This window comes from Rothia gullae (genome assembly GCF_024294905.1).
In the GTDB taxonomy this organism is placed as follows: domain Bacteria; phylum Actinomycetota; class Actinomycetes; order Actinomycetales; family Micrococcaceae; genus Rothia.
This window is the reverse complement of the sequence record NZ_JANCOC010000003.1, coordinates 77,405-97,495: the sequence shown is the minus strand read 5'-3', so window position 1 is coordinate 97,495 and position 20,091 is coordinate 77,405. Positions and strand designations below refer to the sequence as shown.

The 20,091-nt window shown below is 60.3% G+C and carries 16 protein-coding genes; 7 read left to right on the top strand and 9 right to left on the bottom strand.

Annotated features, from left to right (window positions below):
* Window positions 1-44: 44 nt before the first annotated feature.
* The 4 genes from NML54_RS03090 (at window position 45) to NML54_RS03075 (ending at window position 4,783) form a co-directional block, all read left to right on the top strand.
* A complete protein-coding gene (locus NML54_RS03090) occupies window positions 45-1,334 on the top strand; it encodes an ArsR/SmtB family transcription factor (RefSeq protein ID WP_254755857.1) in 1,290 nt (429 codons plus the stop codon).
* Between the two features lie 91 nt (window positions 1,335-1,425).
* Window positions 1,426-3,585 carry a FadR/GntR family transcriptional regulator gene (locus tag NML54_RS03085; protein WP_254755856.1) on the top strand — a complete coding sequence of 720 codons (2,160 nt, stop codon included), beginning with the start codon at window positions 1,426-1,428 and terminating at the stop codon, window positions 3,583-3,585.
* 264 nt (window positions 3,586-3,849) lie between these two features.
* Window positions 3,850-3,948, top strand: coding sequence for a 30S ribosomal protein bS22 (locus tag NML54_RS03080; RefSeq protein ID WP_005504750.1), 99 nt, complete (start codon window positions 3,850-3,852; stop codon window positions 3,946-3,948).
* A gap of 145 nt (window positions 3,949-4,093) precedes the next feature.
* Entirely contained in the window at window positions 4,094-4,783 is a 690-nt protein-coding gene (locus NML54_RS03075) for a histidine phosphatase family protein (protein WP_254755855.1), read from the top strand.
* 135 nt (window positions 4,784-4,918) lie between these two features.
* Here the strand turns inward: NML54_RS03075 and NML54_RS03070 are convergent, their stop codons facing one another.
* From NML54_RS03070 to gluQRS, 6 genes are all read right to left on the bottom strand, one after another.
* The gene (locus NML54_RS03070; RefSeq protein WP_254755854.1) at window positions 4,919-5,305 is read right to left on the bottom strand and encodes a PLD nuclease N-terminal domain-containing protein; all 387 of its coding nucleotides are present in this window, start codon (window positions 5,303-5,305) and stop codon (window positions 4,919-4,921) included.
* Between the two features lie 169 nt (window positions 5,306-5,474).
* Window positions 5,475-6,389, bottom strand: a complete 915-nt coding sequence (locus tag NML54_RS03065; protein ID WP_005508295.1) for a 1,4-dihydroxy-2-naphthoate polyprenyltransferase — start codon at window positions 6,387-6,389, stop codon at window positions 5,475-5,477.
* A 110-nt stretch (window positions 6,390-6,499) separates the two neighbouring features.
* Window positions 6,500-7,891, bottom strand: coding sequence for an AMP-binding protein (locus NML54_RS03060; protein WP_254755853.1), 1,392 nt, complete (start codon window positions 7,889-7,891; stop codon window positions 6,500-6,502).
* A gap of 186 nt (window positions 7,892-8,077) precedes the next feature.
* Complete coding sequence (locus tag NML54_RS03055) at window positions 8,078-9,031, bottom strand: 1,4-dihydroxy-2-naphthoyl-CoA synthase (RefSeq protein WP_254755852.1); 954 nt, start codon at window positions 9,029-9,031, stop codon at window positions 8,078-8,080.
* 143 nt (window positions 9,032-9,174) lie between these two features.
* Window positions 9,175-10,662, bottom strand: coding sequence for a sodium/proline symporter PutP (gene putP, locus NML54_RS03050; protein WP_254755851.1), 1,488 nt, complete (start codon window positions 10,660-10,662; stop codon window positions 9,175-9,177).
* 381 nt (window positions 10,663-11,043) lie between these two features.
* Window positions 11,044-12,069 (bottom strand): tRNA glutamyl-Q(34) synthetase GluQRS, encoded by a 1,026-nt coding sequence (gene gluQRS / locus NML54_RS03045; protein WP_254755850.1) that lies wholly within the window; start codon window positions 12,067-12,069, stop codon window positions 11,044-11,046.
* Between the two features lie 253 nt (window positions 12,070-12,322).
* Between gluQRS and NML54_RS03040 the strand changes: the two genes are divergently transcribed.
* Window positions 12,323-13,231, top strand: coding sequence for an MBL fold metallo-hydrolase (locus NML54_RS03040; protein WP_254755849.1), 909 nt, complete (start codon window positions 12,323-12,325; stop codon window positions 13,229-13,231).
* 109 nt (window positions 13,232-13,340) lie between these two features.
* Here NML54_RS03040 and NML54_RS03035 read toward each other — a convergent pair whose 3' ends face one another.
* The 3 genes from NML54_RS03035 to NML54_RS03025 form a co-directional block, all read right to left on the bottom strand.
* Entirely contained in the window at window positions 13,341-14,360 is a 1,020-nt protein-coding gene (locus NML54_RS03035; protein WP_254755848.1) for a glycosyltransferase, read from the bottom strand.
* 278 nt (window positions 14,361-14,638) lie between these two features.
* A complete protein-coding gene (gene menD, locus NML54_RS03030) occupies window positions 14,639-16,468 on the bottom strand; it encodes a 2-succinyl-5-enolpyruvyl-6-hydroxy-3-cyclohexene-1-carboxylic-acid synthase (RefSeq protein WP_254755847.1) in 1,830 nt (609 codons plus the stop codon).
* A gap of 79 nt (window positions 16,469-16,547) precedes the next feature.
* Window positions 16,548-17,591 (bottom strand): o-succinylbenzoate synthase, encoded by a 1,044-nt coding sequence (locus NML54_RS03025; protein WP_254755846.1) that lies wholly within the window; start codon window positions 17,589-17,591, stop codon window positions 16,548-16,550.
* Between the two features lie 293 nt (window positions 17,592-17,884).
* Here NML54_RS03025 and NML54_RS03020 point away from each other — a divergent pair, with 293 nt between their 5' ends.
* Together NML54_RS03020 and NML54_RS03015 are read left to right on the top strand one after the other, a co-directional pair.
* Window positions 17,885-19,519: a phosphatase PAP2 family protein gene (locus tag NML54_RS03020; protein ID WP_254755845.1), complete on the top strand. Its 1,635-nt coding sequence runs from the start codon at window positions 17,885-17,887 to the stop codon at window positions 19,517-19,519.
* Window positions 19,520-19,686: 167 nt separating this feature from the next.
* Window positions 19,687-20,064, top strand: a complete 378-nt coding sequence (locus NML54_RS03015) for a cupin domain-containing protein (protein ID WP_049327511.1) — start codon at window positions 19,687-19,689, stop codon at window positions 20,062-20,064.
* The last annotated feature ends 27 nt before the right edge of the window (window positions 20,065-20,091 follow it).

Genomic DNA, 20,091 nt, shown 5'->3' with positions numbered 1-20,091 from the left:
TCATTCTAAGCTTGAAGGGTCACTTTATATGTCATAATCGCTATATGCATTCTGATGTTTTTTCTGTCATCGCGGATCCGACTCGCCGCCGAATTGTGCGTATTCTCGCTGAGCAAACCCACACGGTGGGTGCTGTGGTTGAAAAGCTGGGCATGAGCCAGCCAACCATTTCGAAGCACCTGAAAGTCCTTCGTGATGCAGATGTGGTCTCCGTGACCGTGAAGGGGCAGCGTCGCCTCTACTCCCTGAAACCGGATGTATTCGCCACCGTGACCGAGTGGATCAACGAGACCGTTCAGATTATGCGCCAGTCCAATGAGGCGCATGTACCCGTGGCACTACTGCCCGGTGGCGTGACTGCATCTGCCTCGGATAAGGCGACGGCTGAAAAGATGGTAACTGAGAATGTAGTCGAGAAGGCTGCGGAGAAGCCGGTCGAGAAGACCTCTGAGAAGAACGCCCAGAACCCAGAAGTCGAAGAGCCCGCTCAGAAGCTTGCACCCGCTGCAGTGGCTCCGACTGTAACTGCACCTGCTGCATCCGAGAAGAGTGCAACCGCTGAAAAGACCGAGGCGACCGACTCTGAGACTCTTACCGTTGAGGCTCCCTCCGCTGAGGAAATCGAACAGGCTCGCATTCAGCGCGCACGCGCCCAGTACCTGACCCCGAGTGTACGCATCTACTCGCGCCCGGCGGAGCATGCTGCTGAAAGCGCCGCCTCCGAATCGACTATCGAGAAGACCGCTGTTGAGTCCACCTCGCAGGAAGAGGCAGCGGATAGCACCCCGATGCGCCCCTTCACACCCGCATCGTACGGCTGCGATGCTGGGGTGACCCCCGCGGCGTCGGCAACCCCCGCTCAGCCCGCTACCCCGGCGGTACCTGCTGAGGCGAAGCCTGTCGTAGAGGAAAAGCCGGTGGTAATCGCTCAGTCTGCGGCTGCGGTGTCTTACGGTATTGACCCGGTTGCGGTTGTGGGTGATTCGATCCAGCCTATTGCTGTGACCCCGGAAGCTCCTGCTGCTGAGGAGCTCGCGGTGGCTGAGAAGACTGTCAACGAACAGCCTGCAGAAAAGGCTGAGGAGAAGCCCCCGTGTGAAGAAACCGTAGTTGCTGAGAAGCCTGCATTTGAAGAATCTGCCCCCGAGAAGGCCGCTGTAGAAGAGCCTGACAAGGCTGAAGGTACGTCTGAGACTTCCTCTGAGGAGACCGAGTATCAGACCATGCCCGCTTACGATTCGGTGTACCGCCCCAGCCCTGAGATGACCAGCACCGAGGCGAAGGACGCCCACCGTGGTGGTCTCTTCGGCTTCCTGCGTGGCCGCCGCCGCTAAGGCCCCCCTGACTCTCTGCCGTTCAACCTCCGGCATAACTCTGTATAAAATACACACTCTCACTCACTTTTTGACCGAAAGATGCATTCACGTGGCTATTCATCGTAAAATTCTGCGCTGGCTCGAGAACGAACTGTTCGAAGGCAATATTCAGCTGGGTCAGGATCTGCCCAGCGATAGCGAGATTGCGCGCGCTATTGGTGTGGGCCGTTTCCGCACCCGCGAGGCTCTGCGCACCCTGGAAGATATGGATCTAGTGCAGCTGTACAACGGTCGCGGCAAGGAAATGCTGGTGCACCTGAGCGATGAGCCTGCCGCTGCCGCCAGCACTGCTCTGCGTCTGCACATGTCCAGCTCGCGTTATCCGACTCGTGACCTGGTGCAGACTCGTATTCTGCTGGAAAGCTGGGCGATTGCGCGTATCGACCCGAAGACCGCCTCCTTCGCGGAGATGGACGAGGTCCTGGAGCAGATGGAAGATCTCGATCTGTCGATTCGTGACTTCCTGGAGCTTCTGTTGACGTTCCACCACCAGGTGATGCGTTGCGGTGGTAACGAGCTGCTGGTGGGTCTGCTTGCATCGGTGCGTCAGCCTAGCTTTGAGTCGATGCTGTCGCTGGTCAGTCGCATGCCGCTGTGGAGTAGCGCTGTGGAGCGTCTGCGTGCTGAGAGTCGCGCTATTGCGGAGGCGCTGAAGGCCGGTGACGCCGCGACTGCGCGTGCCATGGTGATTGGTCAGCTGCGCGGCATGTATTCTGATGCCGGTATTGACCTGGAGCAGGCGGCAACCTCTGCGAATGGTCTGCCGGGTGAGCCGATTGCTTCTGAGTTTGCGCCGGTTGATGTGGATGAGTTTGCCGCTGATGACTTTGAAGCTGATGACTTTGAAGCTGATGACTTTGACGATTTGATGCAGGATGACCTGTCCTTCGCTGATGTGGGGGCACTTCCTGCCGCGGATGCTCCTGTTGCGGCACCTGCTGAGCCTGCTCCGGTTCCTGCGCAGTCTGCTGACGTGGAGTATGAGCAGCCTGAATCCGAGGCTGCCCCCGTTGAGGCTGCCCCCGTTGAGGAGACGGCGTCTGATATTCCCTCCGAGCTGGCTGATACCTCTGCTGAGACTACAACTGGTGCGAATGTTTCTGCTTCTGACAAGATGGAACGTTCCATTCCCGCTGCGTCTCAGCCCGCACCTACTGCGGCTTCCGTAGCTGCCGCTCAGCCTGCCGCTCATTCGGTGAGCCCGGATGTGCCGCTGAGCTTCGCCACCCCGCGCCGCAGCACCCCGGTAGCGCAGGCAACCCCCGCTGCTTCTGCGGCTCCGGTATCTGCTGTCCAGTCGTCAGCATCCCAGACTCTCAGCTCTCAGGCCCTCAATTCCCAGACGCTTAGTTCCCAGACTCCCAGCGGTCAGCTACAGAGCGTTCCTGCCGCGTACACGCAGGAAGAAGCTGAGGGCCCCGCGAAGGTTCTGCGCGCCTCCACGGCGGCTCCGCGTCGTCGTAGCGGTCAGATTATTTCTCCGGTGCGTGCGACCATCATTAAGCCGGTGGATCGCAGTAAGGTGCTGACTACGCCTGCCGCTACCGCCCGTCCTGCGACTGTTGTGATTGCCGCGGCGCCTGCGGAGCCTGAGCCGGCTGAGAAGGTTCTGCGTGCCCCTGCACGCCAGGAGGCGCCCGCTACTGAACCTGCTGAGCCTACCCGTCTTGAAGCGGCTGCGACCATTCACGATACCTACGAGAAGCTTCCGCATGAGGAGCCGGTGCAGGAACGCCGCGGCATCTTCTCGAAGATGAAGCGTTTCTTCGGTGTGGATGTGTACGAACCTGAGCATGACGAAGCGCAGGAGAGCCCTGAGAAGGATCAGGCTGTGAAGGAGCAGGCTCTGAAGGCTGAAACGAAGCCCGAATCCCAGCCTGAGCCCCAGCCCGTCATTGTTGAGGAGGCACTGGCTCGTGCCGAGGCTGAGCGTGCTGAGCGTCTGAAGGGGTTGCACACGGCGGCTGAAGAAGAGATAGCTGAGGAAGAGGCGGCTGAGGAAAACGCCGTTGAAGAGGTTTCGGTAGAAGAGCCGTTTGAAGAACCCGCTGAGGCTTCTGATCCCGCGCAGGAATCGGCTGAGGAATCGGTGGAGACCGCCTCCTCGGCTGAGGAGAGCACGCATGATGCTGCTGTAGCTTCTTCTGGTTCGGTGCTGTCTCATGGCCGCGCTAAGGGCTCGAAGAAGTCGAAGAAGAAGCGCCGTTAGGGCTACCGAATCCCCGTTTTCGCCCCGAGATATCCTCGATATACCCGTGAGAAAAGCGGAAATTCAGCGAAAAACTCCTGAAAAGCCGCTCTCGAATGGTGAAAATAGGGGTAAACCTAGTACTCTAGGTAGGTAGCGCTCTAAAACGCAAGGGTATTTCTGTGCCCAAAAATGCGTTTTGGATCGGTTATACCGGTATGAATATCCCCGGGTAGCTACCGAGTCGAATGGCTCGGCCGGGTACGAGTAAAGTGAGGAAATCCTATGGGTTCCGTTATCAAGAAGCGCCGCAAGCGTATGTCCAAGAAGAAGCACCGCAAGCTGCTTCGTAAGACCCGCCACCAGCGCCGCAACAAGAAGTAAATAGACTTCTTTCGCCCCGCCCTCCGTATGGAGAGGCGGGGTTTTTGCGTCCCTACAGTTTTTGCGGGCCGGGTTTTGTATTTTGTAGAGGGTATGTGCGGGTCACCTGTTTGGGGTGCGGCACGCTATCTGAGAGACTGGGATCATGACTGAAACTTCCACCATTAAAGTTCACCTCATGCGTCACGGCGAGGTGTACAACCCCGAGCGTATCGTGTACGGCCGTCTGCCCGGCTACCGTCTGTCCGATAAGGGCCAGCAGATGGTGCGTCTGAGCGCTGAGGAGTTCGCGGCTCGTGCTGAGCGAGGTGCCCGTTTCGTGCATCTGGTCTGTTCGCCGCTGCAACGTACCCGTGAGTCTGCCGCCCCGGTTGAGGAGCTGCTGGGTCTGACCGCGCAGCCGGATGAGCGCGTCATTGAGGCGGATAACTACTTTGAGGGTCTGCACGTGAACGCCCAGGAGCTGCTGAGGAATCCGCGTCACTGGACTAAGCTGTACAACCCGGCGCGCCCCTCCTGGGGTGAGTCGTACCTGAATCAGATTTGCCGTATGGCTGCGGCTGTTCAGGATGCGGCGCGTACCGCCTACGAGCGCGGCGGCGAGGGTGCGGAGGCGATTATTGTGTCGCACCAGCTGCCGATTTGGATTACTCGCCTGGGCGTTGAGGGCCGCATGTTGCAGCATGACCCGCGTGCCCGTGAGTGCAACCTGGCGTCGATTACGACTCTGGCATTTAGCACCACTGATTTTAAGCATGAGATGCCGCATTTTGTGGGGTATTCGGAGCCTGCTGCACCGCTGTACGGTGGCGTGATTCAGCTGCCCGGTAGCTAAAACATCCGGTAGCTAGTTCCTGAAGCTGTTTTTGAGCATAGAGAAGAGGCTGTGAGCCCATCCGTTACGGATGCGCTCACAGCCTCTTTCTGTAAACCTTGAGGGGCGCACGAGCTGCCAACCTAGCTGTCCTGACTAGTTCTGCCCGTTACCCTGATCCGGAGTGCCCTCCTCGGGGTCCTTAAGCTCGGGATCCTTACGTTCGGAATCCTGCTTGTTGGTCGATTCTGCTTCGCGGCTGCGGCGTTCGCGTTCTGCTTTTGCTTTGAGCCAGCGCAGGTACTCTTCATCATCGTCGGGGGAGGACACCGAGGGTGCCGGGGTGTTGCGTCGCTGCCCGAAGCCGCGACGAGGAGCACCTGCTGCAGGCTGTGCCTTGGGACGGCCCAAGATAAGCCACATGAGCGGGCCCACCACGGGGAAGAGCAGGGTGACGAGAACCCACAGCCACTTGGGCAGGGTTCGCGCCTCGTGTGCGGGGGTGCGGACGGCGTCCAAGAGGGTGTAGAGGGTCAGCCCCACGATGAGGGCGCGCCGCCAATAATCAGCATGGCTCGAATCATAAGCACTACTATGACATACCGCCGCGTTATTGCGGAACTATGAACCGGGTGCCCGCTAGCGGCGTAATGGCGCGGCAATCCGGCACAGATTTGTACGGGGGCTTAGTAGCCAGTCTTAGCATTCGGTCTTAGTAACCGGTGAACACCTGAACCTCGTGGCTAATAATGTCCAACGAGCCCAGCCACACGGCGAGGGCAAGAATCACGGAGTACACGAGCGCCACAATACCTGCCTGCTTGAGCACGGGTATCAGGTCGCGGCCGCCGCGCGTCCACACGGTCACGCAGGAGTGGATGGTCGGGCCGACCAGCAGGAAGATCAGCAGGAACCAGGGGTTCTCATCGAGCAGGAGTACGCCCAGACCCAGTGCCAGCGCCATCTCCACGATGTAGGTGATGCGCGACCAGCGTTCGCCCAGGCGGACCGCCATGGTCAGCTTGCCAGCCTCAATGTCGGTGGGAATGTCACGCACGTTATTCGCCATGAGCAGCGCACAGGAAATCAGACCAATGCCGATAGCACCAACCCAGCCGAGCAGGGTCAGGGTGTGCGCCTGCGTGTAGAGGGTGCCCAGGGTCGCAACCAGACCAAAGTAGACGAAGACGAATACGTCTCCCAGGCCCATGTAGCCGTAGGGGTGCTTGCCACCGGTGTAGCCCCACGCCGCGAAGACGCTGGAGGCGCCAATCGCCAGGAACCACCACTGGTTCGCCAGAGCCACCAGGGCAAGACCGGCAAGCATCGCAAGACCGAAGCAGGCGAAGGCGGCGTACTTGACGGAGCGGGGGCTTGCCACGCCGGAACCAACGAGGCGTAGCGGACCCACGCGGTCTTCGTCGGTGCCCTTGATGCCGTCGGAGTAGTCGTTGGCGTAGTTCACGCCGACCTGCAGGAAGAACGCGACGAGGAACGCCAAGAACGCGTAGAGCGGCTTGAATTCGTTGACCTCGTAGGCGGCAGCTGAGCCGGCAATAATGGGGGCGACGGCGAGCGGCAGGGTGCGCAGGCGAGCGCCTTCAATCCATTGGGCGGCAGTTGCCACGGGGGTTCCTTCCGGGTCTAAATGCATATGATGTGTGGGTTTTGTGCGGGACGGTCAGGGCGTGCGGGCGGCTGCTTGTGCGGGGCGAAAAACCCGCGGATAAGCCTGCTTTAGCCCTGACGATAGTCTCTGTCCAGGATACTGTATATTTCTGCGCGGTCCGGCTTGCCGGTGCTGGTGAGCGGGAAATCCGGCAGGATGCTCAGCTGCTTGGGTGCGGCGGGGGCGCCGAGCTTTTCGGCGCAGCGGGCACGCAGCAGGGCGCAGAGTTCTTCGTTCAGGGCGGGGCGATTCTCGGTAGGTGCAGCTGCGGCACCGGCAGAAGGTACCAGTGCAGCCGCGGCACCGGCAGAAGGTACGAGCGTGACCGCAGCGGCAATGGCTGTGCCCCAGCGGGCATCGGGTAGGCCGACTACGCAGGCTTCGCGTACGGCGGGGTGCTCTTCGAGGACGGTCGCCACGGCACGGGCGGAGATTTTTACGCCTCCGCTGATGAGTACGTCGTCGCTACGGCCGAGCACCTGCAGGCGCTGCTCGCTAGAGTTCTTGTTGCTGTTGGGAGTTGCTGCAGGACTCAGCAGCCCGTAGTCGTCGGTGCGGTACCAGCGGGTGCCGTCGGCGGCGGTGAAGAAGTGCTCGGCGGTGCGGGCGGTGTCGCCAATGTAGCCGTTGGCGAGGTGCGCGCCGCTGATCCAAATACGGCCCACCTGCGCGGGCTTCCCACCGGTATCCGGTACGGCGGGCATACCTTCTTCGGGGACGAGCTCTACCCGCACGCCGGGCAGTATGGAGCCGGAGTAGACGCATCCGCCGGCGGTTTCGGCGCTACCGTAGGTGGTCACCGTGTTCAGCCCCAGGGCGGTGGCGGCGGCGAGCAGGTCGGCGCTGGCGGGGGCGCCTCCGAGCAGGATGCCGGTGAAGGAGCCGAGCGCTTCGTGAATTTCAGCGCCAAGGTACGGATCGGTGTCCGCGCTTTCGAGCAGCTTATGGAGCTGGGTGGGCACCAGGGAGACAAACTGGCGTGCCGAGCTCATGTGCTCAACCGCCTGCAGGAAAACTTCGGGGCTAAAGCGCACGGGTTCAATGACGGAGCGGGCAATGACCGGGTCGGTGCCTGCGAGCACGGAGCGGGCGAGTACCTGCGCGCCGGCAATATAGTGCGCAGGAAGAGCCAGGAGCCACTGCGAGGCGGCATCGGAGTTTGAGCCGAAGAATCGCTCGGTGGCTGCCGCACTGGCGGCAAGAGCTCGCACGGTCAGTGCGGTGCGTTTGGGAGTTCCGGTGGATCCGGAGGTGCTCACCACCAGGGCTATAGGTTCCGCAGCCGCATCAGCACCCGCATTGGCACCCGCCGCGTATCCGCCCAGCAGCTGCTCAAAGACGCCCAACATGGCGTGAGGGTCTGCGGGCTGATCGGCGCGAACCTGTACCGCCTGCGGGTGCAGGGCAGCCTCCTGCGGGGCGGGGGAGGGCATGAGCCCGGGTACGGGGGTGTTTACCATGGCTAAATCCTTAGCAGCTGTTTGTAGCGGCTGCGTGCTGTTATGCGCCGGTGTCATATGCTGGGGCAGCATCAAATGCGCTGGAGCCGGATTCTTAGCTGAGGTTATCAGGGTTGAATCCGGCTCCGAGCCTATGCATCTGAAACTACTTCTGTAGAAGGGGCCGTCTCTTAGAAGTAGTATCTCTTAGAAGTAGTAGGGGTAGTTGGACCAGTCCGGGTCACGCTTCTGCAAGAACGCGTCGCGACCCTCCACCGCCTCGTCGGTCATGTATGCCATGCGGGTTGCCTCACCGGCGAAGACCTGCTGGCCGAGCATGCCGTCGTCGGGCAGGTTGAAGGCGTACTTGAGCATGCGGATTGCCTGCGGGGACTGGCGGGCAATGTGCGCCGCGTATTCCAGGCCCTTGTTTTCGAGCTCTGCGTGGGGGACGACGTCGTTGACTGCGCCCATTTCGTACATGCGCTGTGCGTCGTATTCCTTGGCGAGGAAGAAGATTTCGCGGGCGAACTTCTGACCCACCTGGCGTGCGAGTAGCGCCGAACCGTAGCCTGCGTCGAAGGAGCCGACGGTTGCGTCGGTCTGCTTGAACTTGCCGTATTCTTCGGAGGCGATGGTCAGGTCGGCTACTACGTGCAGTGAGTGGCCGCCGCCTGCAGCCCAGCCGGAGACGAGGGCGATAACGACCTTGGGCATGGTGCGGATGAGGCGCTGCACTTCCAGGATGTGCAGTCGGCCTGCGCGTGCCGGGTCGATGCTTTCTGCGGTGTCGCCGCTGGCGTAGTGGTAGCCGTCGCGGCCGCGGATACGCTGGTCGCCGCCGGAACAGAATGCCCAGCCGCCGTCCTTGGCGGAGGGGCCGTTGCCGGTGAGCAGTACGGTGCCTACGTTGGAGCTCATGCGGGCGTGGTCGAGGGCGCGGTAGAGTTCGTCCACGGTGTGCGGGCGGAATGCGTTGCGGACCTCGGGGCGGTCGAATGCGATGCGTACGGTGGGCAGATCGCGTAGGATTTCGCCGTTTTCGTTGCGCTTAACCTGGCGGTGGTAGGTGATGTCGGTGAAGTCTTCGAAGCCTTCAACGACGCGCCAGTCGGCGGGGTTGAAGATGTCCGAGACCTTTTCGGGAAGTTGTGCAGTCATAGACCCTATTCTACGTTGCCCGGGCGCTACGTGAAGGCTGTGAACCAGGTTGCCGAGCATATAAGAAGGCCCGGACCGCGTGTGTACGGCCCGGGCCTTAGAAGTTGGGTAAGGAAGCTTACCCAGTCTTGGTTACCTAGGGGTTACTTGACCTTTGCGAGCTCTACCGCGCGGTCGAACTCTTCGTCAATGACCTGGTTCTTCTTGTAGGTGACCAGGGAGATGATGATTGCGACCAGCATTGCCGAAGCGAAGCCGGGAACCATTTCGTAGAGCACGGACTTCATTGGGCTCTGGCCCCATGCGAATGCCACAACGGCACCGGTAATCATGGAGGCGAGTGCACCCTGGGTGGTTAGCTTACGCCAGTAGAGGGAGAGCAGAACGGTCGGGCCGAATGCCGAACCGAAGCCAGCCCAAGCGAATGCGACCAGCTGCAGAATGGAGCTGTTGGGATTCCACGCCAGGGCACCTGCAACCAGCGCCACGATTGCCACGCCTGCACGGCCGAGCCACAGGGACTTGGATGCGCTGAGCTTCTTCGAGGAGAAGATGCCGTAGAGGTCCTCAACCAGAGCGGAGGAGCACACGATCAGCTGCGAGGAGAGGGTGGACATAATTGCCGCCAGAACTGCAGCCAGAATCAGGCCCGCAACGAGGGGGTGGAACAGAATCTGGGAGAGGTCCAGGAAGACCGACTCAGCGGTTTCGGGGTTGGTGAGGGAGGCCTCGGGGTGGCGTGCAAAGTATGCGATACCCATGAACGCGCCGCTCAGTGCGCCGAACACGGTCAGGACCATCCAGCTGATGCCGATGCGGCGGCCGGACTTAGCGTCCGCGGGGGTGCGCATCGCCATGAATCGTACGATAATGTGCGGCTGGCCGAAGTAGCCCAGACCCCACGCGAGGGACGAAACGATACCGGCGAAGGTGGTGCCTGCGAAGATGCTCAGCGCGTCGGGACGTACCTGGCTGATGGACTCAACCACGGGGCCCACGCCGCCGAGGTCAATAATGGTGACGACGGGAACGGCAATGAGTGCTGCGAGCATGAGCAGGCCCTGAACCATGTCGGTGTAGGATGCGCCCATGAAGCCACCGAAGAAGGTATAGAACACGGTGATGCCTGCCAGCAGGAGCATACCGGTGTGGTATTCCTGTCCGAAGGAGGACTTGAAGAACAGACCGCCGGACACCATGCCAGAGGAGACATAGAAGGTGAAGAACACCAGAATCACGACGCCGGAGACGATGCGCAGCACGCGCTTGGTGTCATGGAGGCGGTTGCTCAGGAAGACGGGGACAGTCACGGCGTCGCCTGCTACTTCGGTGTAGCTACGCAGTCGAGGTGCCACGAACTTCCAGTTGCACCATGCGCCGATGGTCAGACCGACGGCGAGCCATGCCTGGGAGAGACCGCTGAGGTAGACGGCGCCGGGCAGACCCATGAGGAGCCAACCGGACATGTCGGAGGCGCCCGCTGAGAGGGCGGCGACGGTGGGGGAGAGCTGTCGCCCGCCCAGCACGTAGTCGTCGAGGCTGTTGTTTTTGCTATTTGCCCATAGGCCAATCGCGATCATAGCAACAAAATAAATCGCCAGCGCGATGACCTGGTATGTATTTGCGGCCATAATGTTCCTTCTCTCCTGGTGATAGTGTGCAGTTGTGTGTATTTATGCGCTACCCCATAACTTTATGAGTGGCATAGGATACAGTCTAGGCTTTGAGGGGCTGAAAATAAAGTCTATTTGACGTCTAGGGATGAGAAGCTGTGGAATAAATATGTATTTGCTGTGTAAATTTTGTGGTCGTACAAGTGGGGTGCTGTGGGGGCGTGTGCGAAAAAGTGCCCGAAAAATCTCTGGATTTCAAGGTTTCGGGCACTTGAGTGAAAGATATGTAGCTGAAAAGCAACACAAACGCTCAACGGCATATGCATCTAAAACGAATTAAACGAAAAATTTAAAAGCCGTTCGGAGTGTTGAACTGTTACAAAACAATGTCACAGAGACTTAGAGATCCCTCACGACCCACGGCTCAGAAGCCATACGAGCCGGATCAAAACGCTCCAAAATCGCCGCTGCATTGGGCACCGGAACATCCGATGAATGGGCAGAACCATCAGCGTTATACACCGGAATAGACGCGGCAATCCAACCCAAAATCGTCGGAATCTCGACACCCGCCTCACGCAGCTGCGGCAGGGTTACCGCCCCGTCACGCTTCGCCAGACGCTTACCTTCCTCATTTAGTGCCAGCGGCACGTGAGCGTAACGCGGCTGCGTCAAACCCAAAAGCTGCGCCAAATACGACTGGCGGGGCGCCGAAGGGAGCAGATCATCACCGCGCACAATCTGCTCAACCCCCACAAATGCATCGTCCACCACCGAGGACAGGTTATAGGCGTATGTGCCATCATTGCGCACCAGCACAAAATCATCCGCCAGGCCGGTGTAGGTGCCGTAAAAATCATCCTGCACCGTGTAGCTCGTGTACTCGGCGCGCAGACGCAGAGCCGGTGGACGCTGAGCACGGCGCTCCTCCAGCTGCGCCTTGCTCAGTTCACGGCATGTCCCCGGGTATGCGCCCGGCGCACCGTGCGGGGCGCTTGACGCCTCCTGAATTTCGCGGCGGGTACAGAAGCACTCATAGACGAGGTTTGCCTCGCGCAGCTGCGCAACCGCCTGCTCATAGGCGTCAAGGCGTGTGCTCTGGTACAGCACACCTGCTTCCTTGCCTTCGGCGCTTTCGCTACCCTCAACACGCTCTGTCGGGGCGCCGGGGCTTACATCCCAATCCAGACCCAGTGCCGCCAAATCGGCAATCTGACGCTCCGCAGCACCCGGGCGTACGCGATCCAAATCCTCCACGCGCAGATAGAAGGGCTTCGCGCCGCGGCGAGCCATCGCCCACGCCAAAATAGCGGTACGCAAATTACCCAGATGCAAGTCCCCCGAGGGAGAGGGGGCGTAGCGTCCGGTGCCGCTGGGAAAAGACATGTTCGAAGGAATGGAAGACGAGGTTGGGGAAGAAGTCATACTCCTATCCTATAGGGCGCGATTTCTGGTTCTTGCTCAGACCCTAATCAGAGCTGAACTAGCTGGGAGAACGTGCTACCCGGCTTATCAATCTGCAGAGGTTGTCAAGCCTCACGCCCACCTACCCGTAGAGGCGTAATTATGTGGAATGATGCACTTTTATGCCCTTAGTGATGTGCAATAGTGCAAAAATATGTTCTCCAGAAGCCCGAATAGCCCCGCAAGTACCAAAAATTACAGTAGGGTTGTATCTATGGCTCGTACTATTGAACTCGCAGACGGCGTGTACCGCATTGCGACCGACAACTACCGACTGAACACCGGGCTGGTCCTCGGACTGGAGCGTGCACTTGTCGTAGATACCGGCGCAGGTCCCCGTCAGGCAACCGAAATCTACGATGAGGTTCGCCGTCTCACGCGCCTTCCTATTACCGTTGTAAACACTCATGGACACTATGAGCGTTTCTTCGGTAACGATGTTTTCGCGGCAATGGGTGCCGAAGAATTCTGGGCGCATCCTCGTGCCGCACGCGCAATTCGTAAATACGGTGAGGCGCAGCGTCCCTACGTCGAGACGCTGGAACCGGAAATGGCACACAATCAGGGTGCCGCCACTAATATTGTTGTTCCCAACCGCCTGGTCGCCAATAGGGGCGACGGTATCACTTTCACCCCCATCGACCTGGGTGAGCGTAGCGCAACCCTCATGTACATGGGGCCCGGCCACACCGACGGTGACATTATGGTCGGTGTTGAGGACGTGCTGTTCATGGGCGGTCTGATTGAAGAGGGTACCGACCCCTACTTTGAGGATTCTTTTCCCGACCGTTGGATTGATACTCTCGGTGCCGTGCTCGAATTTGATCGCTACCGCGTGTTTGTGCCCGGTAACGGTGAGCCGGTAGACCGCACCTTCGTGGAGCGTGAGCGTAACACCATGGTGACCGCTATTGAGTCGATTCGTTCCTCCACTTTAAATCGTGATGACGAGGCGACGACCGCGGCAATGTATAAGCTACCGTATGCGCCGGGTGCTACTCGCTTCCTGCTGGATCGTTTGGCTCAGCTTGAAGGTGCGCCGGTAGCGGCGTATCTCGAAGCGGATCACCCGGATACCAGTGGTTTCACGGGTCCGATTACTCTGGGTCAGGCTTCGTACTAAAAACCCGTATGCAATATGCCTCATGGGGCATAAATAGAGGTGAGGGCTGGTTTCTAGGATTAGAAACCAGCCCTCACCTTTTATATACCCATAACCTTAGGGCACGTATTTAGTGCTGAACGTACTGGGCGCGCATAGTCTCGCAATCAGCCGTCAAAGAAGCCGGGACTTCACCCATTGCCTCGCAAAGCTTCACGAAACGGTGACGCCAATCCAGGTGCTGCAGTGCCTGACGAAGCTGCTGCTCCCCCTGTGCGGGGGTCCAGCGGGAGACCGCATCGGCAACCTGCGCGAGGCCCGCGCGTGCATCCGCGTGATCAATGTCGATGGTCGCGCCGTCCCAAAGGATTTCACGTACGGTGGTGGTATTTGGAACCTTGCCGACCACGGTCACACCCGAAGCTAGAGCATCAGTCCAACGGCCGGTAATGTACTCCTTAGTCGGGTGAGTGTACGGTGCTGGGCTGACCGAAGTGGAAAACGCCAGCAGGAACTTCGCGCGGTTCAGAGAATCCTGCAGGTGCTGAGCCGACTCACGGTCACTTGCGCCGAAGGGCGGACGGCCCTCAAAGCTCAGACCCAGCTCGCCAGCGAGAACGGCAGTCGCCTCATCATCTTCGTAGGCGGCGGGCTGACGGCCCACACGCAGCAGGTCGGTGCTCTTCGAGCCCAGCGCATCCAGATGGTCAGAGAAAGCACCCCAAACATCCGCACCCCAGGGCAGAACCCCGGGGGCCTTCACGCCCGCGGCAGTCCAAGGCTGAACGTCGTCAACGTCCGCAACAAAAATACGGTCGTAGGTGGAGGACTTAGCTACCGCGGGAATACGGTCATCCCAGAAGCTATCAATTACCCAGCCGTAGATTGCGCCGTAGCGGCGGAACGCGAAGGAACGCTGCGAAATGGCGTAAAGCTGACCGGGATCAGAAGCAATCACCAGGCAACGCTTGGAGCCGCCCTTGAGGCGGGGCAGACGCGCCAGAAGCTTCGTTTCCTTGCTGAGGGATGCGCCCACATCCACGGTGTGTACGGTACCGCCGGTGTAGCGGGCGAGAAGCTCTGCCATGGCGTGCAAGGGAACCCAACCGGCTCCGGAGGGGACAGCAACAATAATATCGAGTGAGCTCATGAGAATCCTTGGGAGCGACGTCCGCCGCATGTACCGGGCTCGCCGGGGTAAAACCTCGGGTCGCGGGCGGTGTGCATTGGCGGCGAGAGCGTGAATGTCAATAAATGATAGATAGGGCGCTTTGCGTTAGCAGGCGCGCAGAAAAACGCGAATGCAGCGGCGAATGAAACCGCTACGATCGGCTAGCTTTCAGCCACGGAAGGCTACGGCACAGGTAATTCTCAGTATATCGTTCAACCCTGCGCACGGGGCTTAGCCAGCAGCCTTTAAAAACGGCTTTAGGGTGTGTGAATGCGCACCTCAACACCCGATTCGGTCCCAAAACCGGCAGCCATGCGCGCCAAATCAGTGTTCGGGGCGGCAGCCACTGTGAAGAAACGATCCACAGCGGCAGTGAACTGCTCCTGACGAGCCATATCACCGTGTTCAAGGGTCGTGAAAATACCGCCGCCGGCATCATCAAAAACCTCAACGCGCAGTTCGGGCAGAAGCTCAGTATTCGGCAGGTTCAGCGACGACACATCGTGCTGGAAGGTCAAGTCACCACACAGCAGGGTCACCGGCAGAGCGGCACCACCAATGATTGGGCGGGAGTTTTCATCCACACCGGCAGGGTAGTAGCCCGACAGAGACACGCCAATAGCAGTCGCAATCGTGCCGTCAATACCGGCAAGACCGCGATTAGCAAACACGCGCGCGGGGGCGGGCTCCCCCAGGGCGGGGGCTGCCGCATCCAAATCACGCACCAGGTTTGAGGATCCCAGCATCATGAGGCGGCGCTGAGCCACCGCATCCTGCCAGACGCGGCGGGCGTAGGAGCGGCCTGCGGTGCGGTTGCGGTAATCGGTGTAGTCAACCGAGCTCTCAGCACCGGGGTGTTCGTAGACGGCAATGGCGCGCAGGCACTCATCCTGCCGCTTGCGGGCGGGATCAACCCACTGTTCTAGCCAGTTCAGCTCATCCACCAGCTCATCAGCGGCAGCAGAGGATGCGCACGCAAACTCAGCGAGCTCGTGCGGGGTCGACAGCTCCACGAAGGAGCGGGCGCCCGGCTCATACCAGCTGGCGTGGCGCGGGGCATAGAACGCGCACTGAGTATCTTCGCGTTCCAGCAGCGCCGTAATCGGGCGCGAGAGCGTCGGGTGGCCGAAGAGCACCACACGCTCAATCTGGGCGGCGGGGGCGAACGAATCATCAGCGAGCAGCTGCGGGTAGTGAGGAATGGAGGTTGCGCCGTGGCGCGCCTCGGAGGAAGGCTCCGCAAACAGCGGCAGGTTCAGCACGCGCGCGAACTCCGCCGCAAACTCGCCGGCACCGTCAGCAGCAACCACCACGGTGCGGTGCGCAGGAGTGAACTCCGCCAGGTCCGCCTGCGCCTCCAAAGAATCCAGAAGCCAACGCTGCTCGGCGCTGGAGAGCCCGGAACCCTCAGCGCGAGCGGCGCGGGCGCGACCCTCAGCCTGCGGGTCGTAATCCTCTAGCAGGCTCTGCGCCCACTGCGGCAGCATCTGCGCAAAACGGCCAGAGGGGGTCAGCGGCGTATCGAAACAAATGTTCAGGTGCACCGGGCCAATCGGCTCCGCAGAGTGTTTGCGCCAGTGTTCGGCGCTACGACCGGTTAGCGCATTCAGGCAGGCAGCAAAGGCCTGAGTCTGCTCGCCCTCCACCTGCTCGGGGTAGGAGGTCAGATCGGCTTCAGCGCGCACAAAATGATTGAAGAAACTCGCCTGACGGGTCGTCTGATTCACACCGCTACCGCGCAGAGGCTCCGGGCGGTCCGCGCTCAGCACCGCCAGGGGTACGCCGGCGTGGTACGCCTCCATGACCGCGGGCATGTACTCGCCCAGTGCCGTACCGGAGGTACACACCAGACCCACGGGCTGACCGGACGCCTTGGCAATACCCAGGGCGGTAAAGGCTGCACTTCGCTCGTCCACGCGCACGTGCGCAATGAGGGCACCGGCTTCAGCGGCGGCGGCAATAGCGTACGCAAGAGGTGCGCTACGGGATCCCGGAGACACGACAACATGCCGCATACCGGCACGAATCAGAGAATCGAGCACGGATACTGCGGTGAGCATGGCGGGGGTTGAGCGGTTTTCAGTCACCGTACCATTCTAATGCCGTAAGGTTTTTCATTCAGTTATGGTTACCCTTTCACAGACGCGACCTTGATAACTACAGTCTTCACAATCCGCAGGTGCGTTCCAGGACCCGGTAGCAGGCGGTGACGCGCTCCACCCACCACTGACGGGTCTGCTCATCGGAGGCAAGACGCTCCAGGCGCTGCGGGCTGGGGGTGATCGTGCGCAGGTCCATGAACCCGTCGCGGGCGATGAGCGGCTCGTCGGTGACGTCCTCAGCCATGAGGGAGACCGTGCCCAGACCGCACCCGTACTTTAGGGTCGGTAGGGAGGCCGCCAGAGAGGCACCGGTGGCAATGCCCACCGAAGACTCCAGCGCAGAAGACACCACCGCCGGAAGCTGCGCCTGATCCACCAGTGTGAGCGCACGGCGTACACCGCCCAGCGGCGCCGCCTTAATAACCATGAGGTCCGCGGCGTTCGCGCGCGCCACCTTCAGCGGGTCTTCCGCTTTACGAATCGACTCGTCTGCGGCAATGCGGGCGGGCAGTCCCTCCTTGGCAACGGCGAAGCGGAGTGCAGCCATATCCTCAATGGATGCCACGGGCTGTTCGGCGTAGATAATGCCGTACTCGCAGAGCTTGCGCAGCGCATCAAGGGCACCGGCGAGGGTGTAGCCCATGTTCGCGTCCACCTTCAGGCGTGCATGCGGGAGGGCATCTCGTGCAGCCGCCACGCGGGCAATATCGTCGGTGAGACTCTGCCCCTTCTCAGCCACCTTGATTTTGAGTTCCTGAATCTCACCCTCGTACTTGGCGAGTACCTCCGGCACACGATCTGCCGGTACCGCGGGCAGGGTCGCGTTCAGCGGGATGCGCGTACGCACCGGCTCCGGGGTGGGTAGCCACGCCGCTTCCAGCGCGCAGGCAAGCCACGCGGCAGACTCCTGCGCGCCGTACTCGAGAAAGGGCGCGAACTCGCCCCAGCCGTGCGGGCCGCGAATCAGCGCGCTCTGGCGGCTATTGACCCCGCGGAAGGTGACCGTCATCGGAATTTCGACCGTGAACAGGTTCTCCAGAACCTCCTGCAGGGGCGGCAGGGGAGTGTTCGTGAGGTGAAAACCGTAGCCGAGAGGCGGCACGCTCATACTGGTGTTCAAGGTATCTGCCCTTCTTCGATGCGCTATGAGCTCACCATAACATTCTGGGGGCGGGCGGGTGCGCTCGCACCCTGTCACGCATTCTCTGGAAATTCTCAGGTTGTGGTCGGAAAAACTTTAGTTTTTCATAGCTTAACCTGGGATAGTAGGTAGTTATTCGCCCGAGAACTCGGACGGTGCTGCGCATAAAACGGCAGCTTGGGGGCTACCGTTTTGAGGGGCTGGCATCGGCGGGCTCGGGTATGGCCAACAGGCATGAGGGCAAGAAGGTACGAAGGGTTATGAAGAAGAAAACACCGGCAAATACATCGGGTTCGGGAAACTCCGGTTGGGAGAGCTCCGAAAACCTCGATGCTACCAGTGTGCTTCACCCCGCTGATGTGCATGCAGCCGCTGCTGACAACGCGCCCACTACGGTGTTTTCCTTTGATGAGACTGCGGTGCTCTCTGATTATCAGGACGCTACCCAGGTGCTCGCCTCCTACCAGACGGCTACCCATGCCGCTGCGCACAGTGATGACCGTACGAAAGTTTTGACGGATTACGGTTCATCGCCCGCTCATGAAGCTGCGCCTGTAGGTCCCGCGAATCCAGGTTCCGCGAACGCTGAATCGGCGAACACCGAAGTTATTTCTTCGTATCCCGAACTTTCAGAGGTTATTGGTGCGACCCGTCCTTTGCCTCGCGCTTACCGTGCCCCCATTAAGATTTCTGAGACGATTCCCTTGCCGCAGGAGCGCGCCTCGCAGGGGAACTACAGTGCGGATGAACCGATGCAAGCTACGCGCCGTCTGGATCCGCCGAAGCCTCCGGTGAGCGGTTTCCCGCTGAACAATCAGATGGGTGCCTCCCCAATGGGTGCGCCTCAGATGGGCGCGCAGCAGCCTCTTCTCACGTGTGCGATGCCTCCGCAGGCACCTCCGCAGCCGGTGGCTTATCCTCCCGAGGCGTATCCTGCCGTTGCCTACCCGAACGGTGCCTATGTTCAGACCGGTCAGGTTCCCGTGGATGCTTCGGGTCGCCCGGTGAATCGTCCCGGCGAAGAGCAGGGGCATCATCTTCCGAGTACCGGTATTTTGATGCGTCACGTGATGGCATTGCTGTTCTTGGGTCTGTCTCTCTACGGTGCGTTTGTGTTCTTCATTTACACGACGACCGGCCAGCAGGTTGATGAGCAGGCGTACACCGAGTACGCGAACCAGTTTAAGAGTTACCGCGGTCCGACCCTGACGGCGCTGGATTCTCTTCCTGCGGTTGTCGGCGTGATTGCCGTGCTGGGTATGGTTGCGGTGCTGATTTGGAAGCACCGGTTCCTGCCTTCGCTAATTGGTGTGCTGGCCGCGGCGGCAGCGGTGACGAGTACGTATCTGCTTAAGCACTATCTGATCATGAAGCCCGACCTGGGTGTTCAGGAGGCGCTGAGCAACTCGGCGCCCAGTGGCCACACGACCTTCGCGGCGGCGGCTGGTGCGGCGCTCTTCCTGGCGGCGCCTCGTTTCTTGCGGCCCACGGTAGCTCTCTGCGCGGCATTGGCGACCTGCCTGACGGGTGCCTCCACGATTATTAACGGTTGGCACCGCCCGGCGGATGTGGTGACCGCTATTCTGGTCACCGCCATCTGGACGGTTGTGGGTATGGGCGTGTTGCGTTATGTGCGTCCGGCAGATTTTGCGGTGCCGGCGCGTGGTGGTTTGGTGTTGGTGCCGTTGATGACGATTGCGACGTTGTTCCTGTCGTTCTGCGCGGTCATCCTGTATCTGATTGCGATTTTTGCGCCGATTCCCGGTGGTGCGTTTACCGCGGCGACCTGCATGATTATTGCGGTGAGCTTTGGTACGACGGCGTTGATGGTGAACCTGTTGCGTCCGCGTAATAGCAATCGCTCCGCCTATTCGAAGGTGTGGAGTTATCAGTAGATGTTGTTCCCCTCCCTGCTCGGGGTGCATTGGCTCGGTGTGAGCTGAGGCCTTGTCCTGTTGCGGGGAGGGGAATACAATATAAATAATTTAGTATTTTTAATACCAATATTAGGGAGGGGGTGCGCGCCCCCTTTCACTCACCTCTAAAGAGAAAGGTGCGTACCATGGCAGGTACCCATGAAGGCCGCGTCCTCGTATTCCCCCAGCTCACCGAAGCGCTGACCCCCTTTGAAGATAAGCCCCAGGCCCGCAAGATTGTTGATGCCGACGGTGGCAACCTGACCCTCATGGAACTGGCTGCAGGCCAGTCCTGGCACGAGCACCACAGCGTGCACCCCATCTTTGTGCAGGTGCTCAAGGGCGAGGTGATTTTCCACGTGAAGGACCGCGATATTACCCTGGTGCCCGGCAAGCCGATTCACGTGACCGCTAAGCTGCTGCACTCCCTGCGCGCCGTGAAGGACTCCACCCTGCTGGTGACCATGCTGACCGGCGAATCGCACCCCGAACCCAAGGTCAATATTGACGTCGAAGAGGTCTAAACCCCGACCCCAAAACCCCTAACCCTA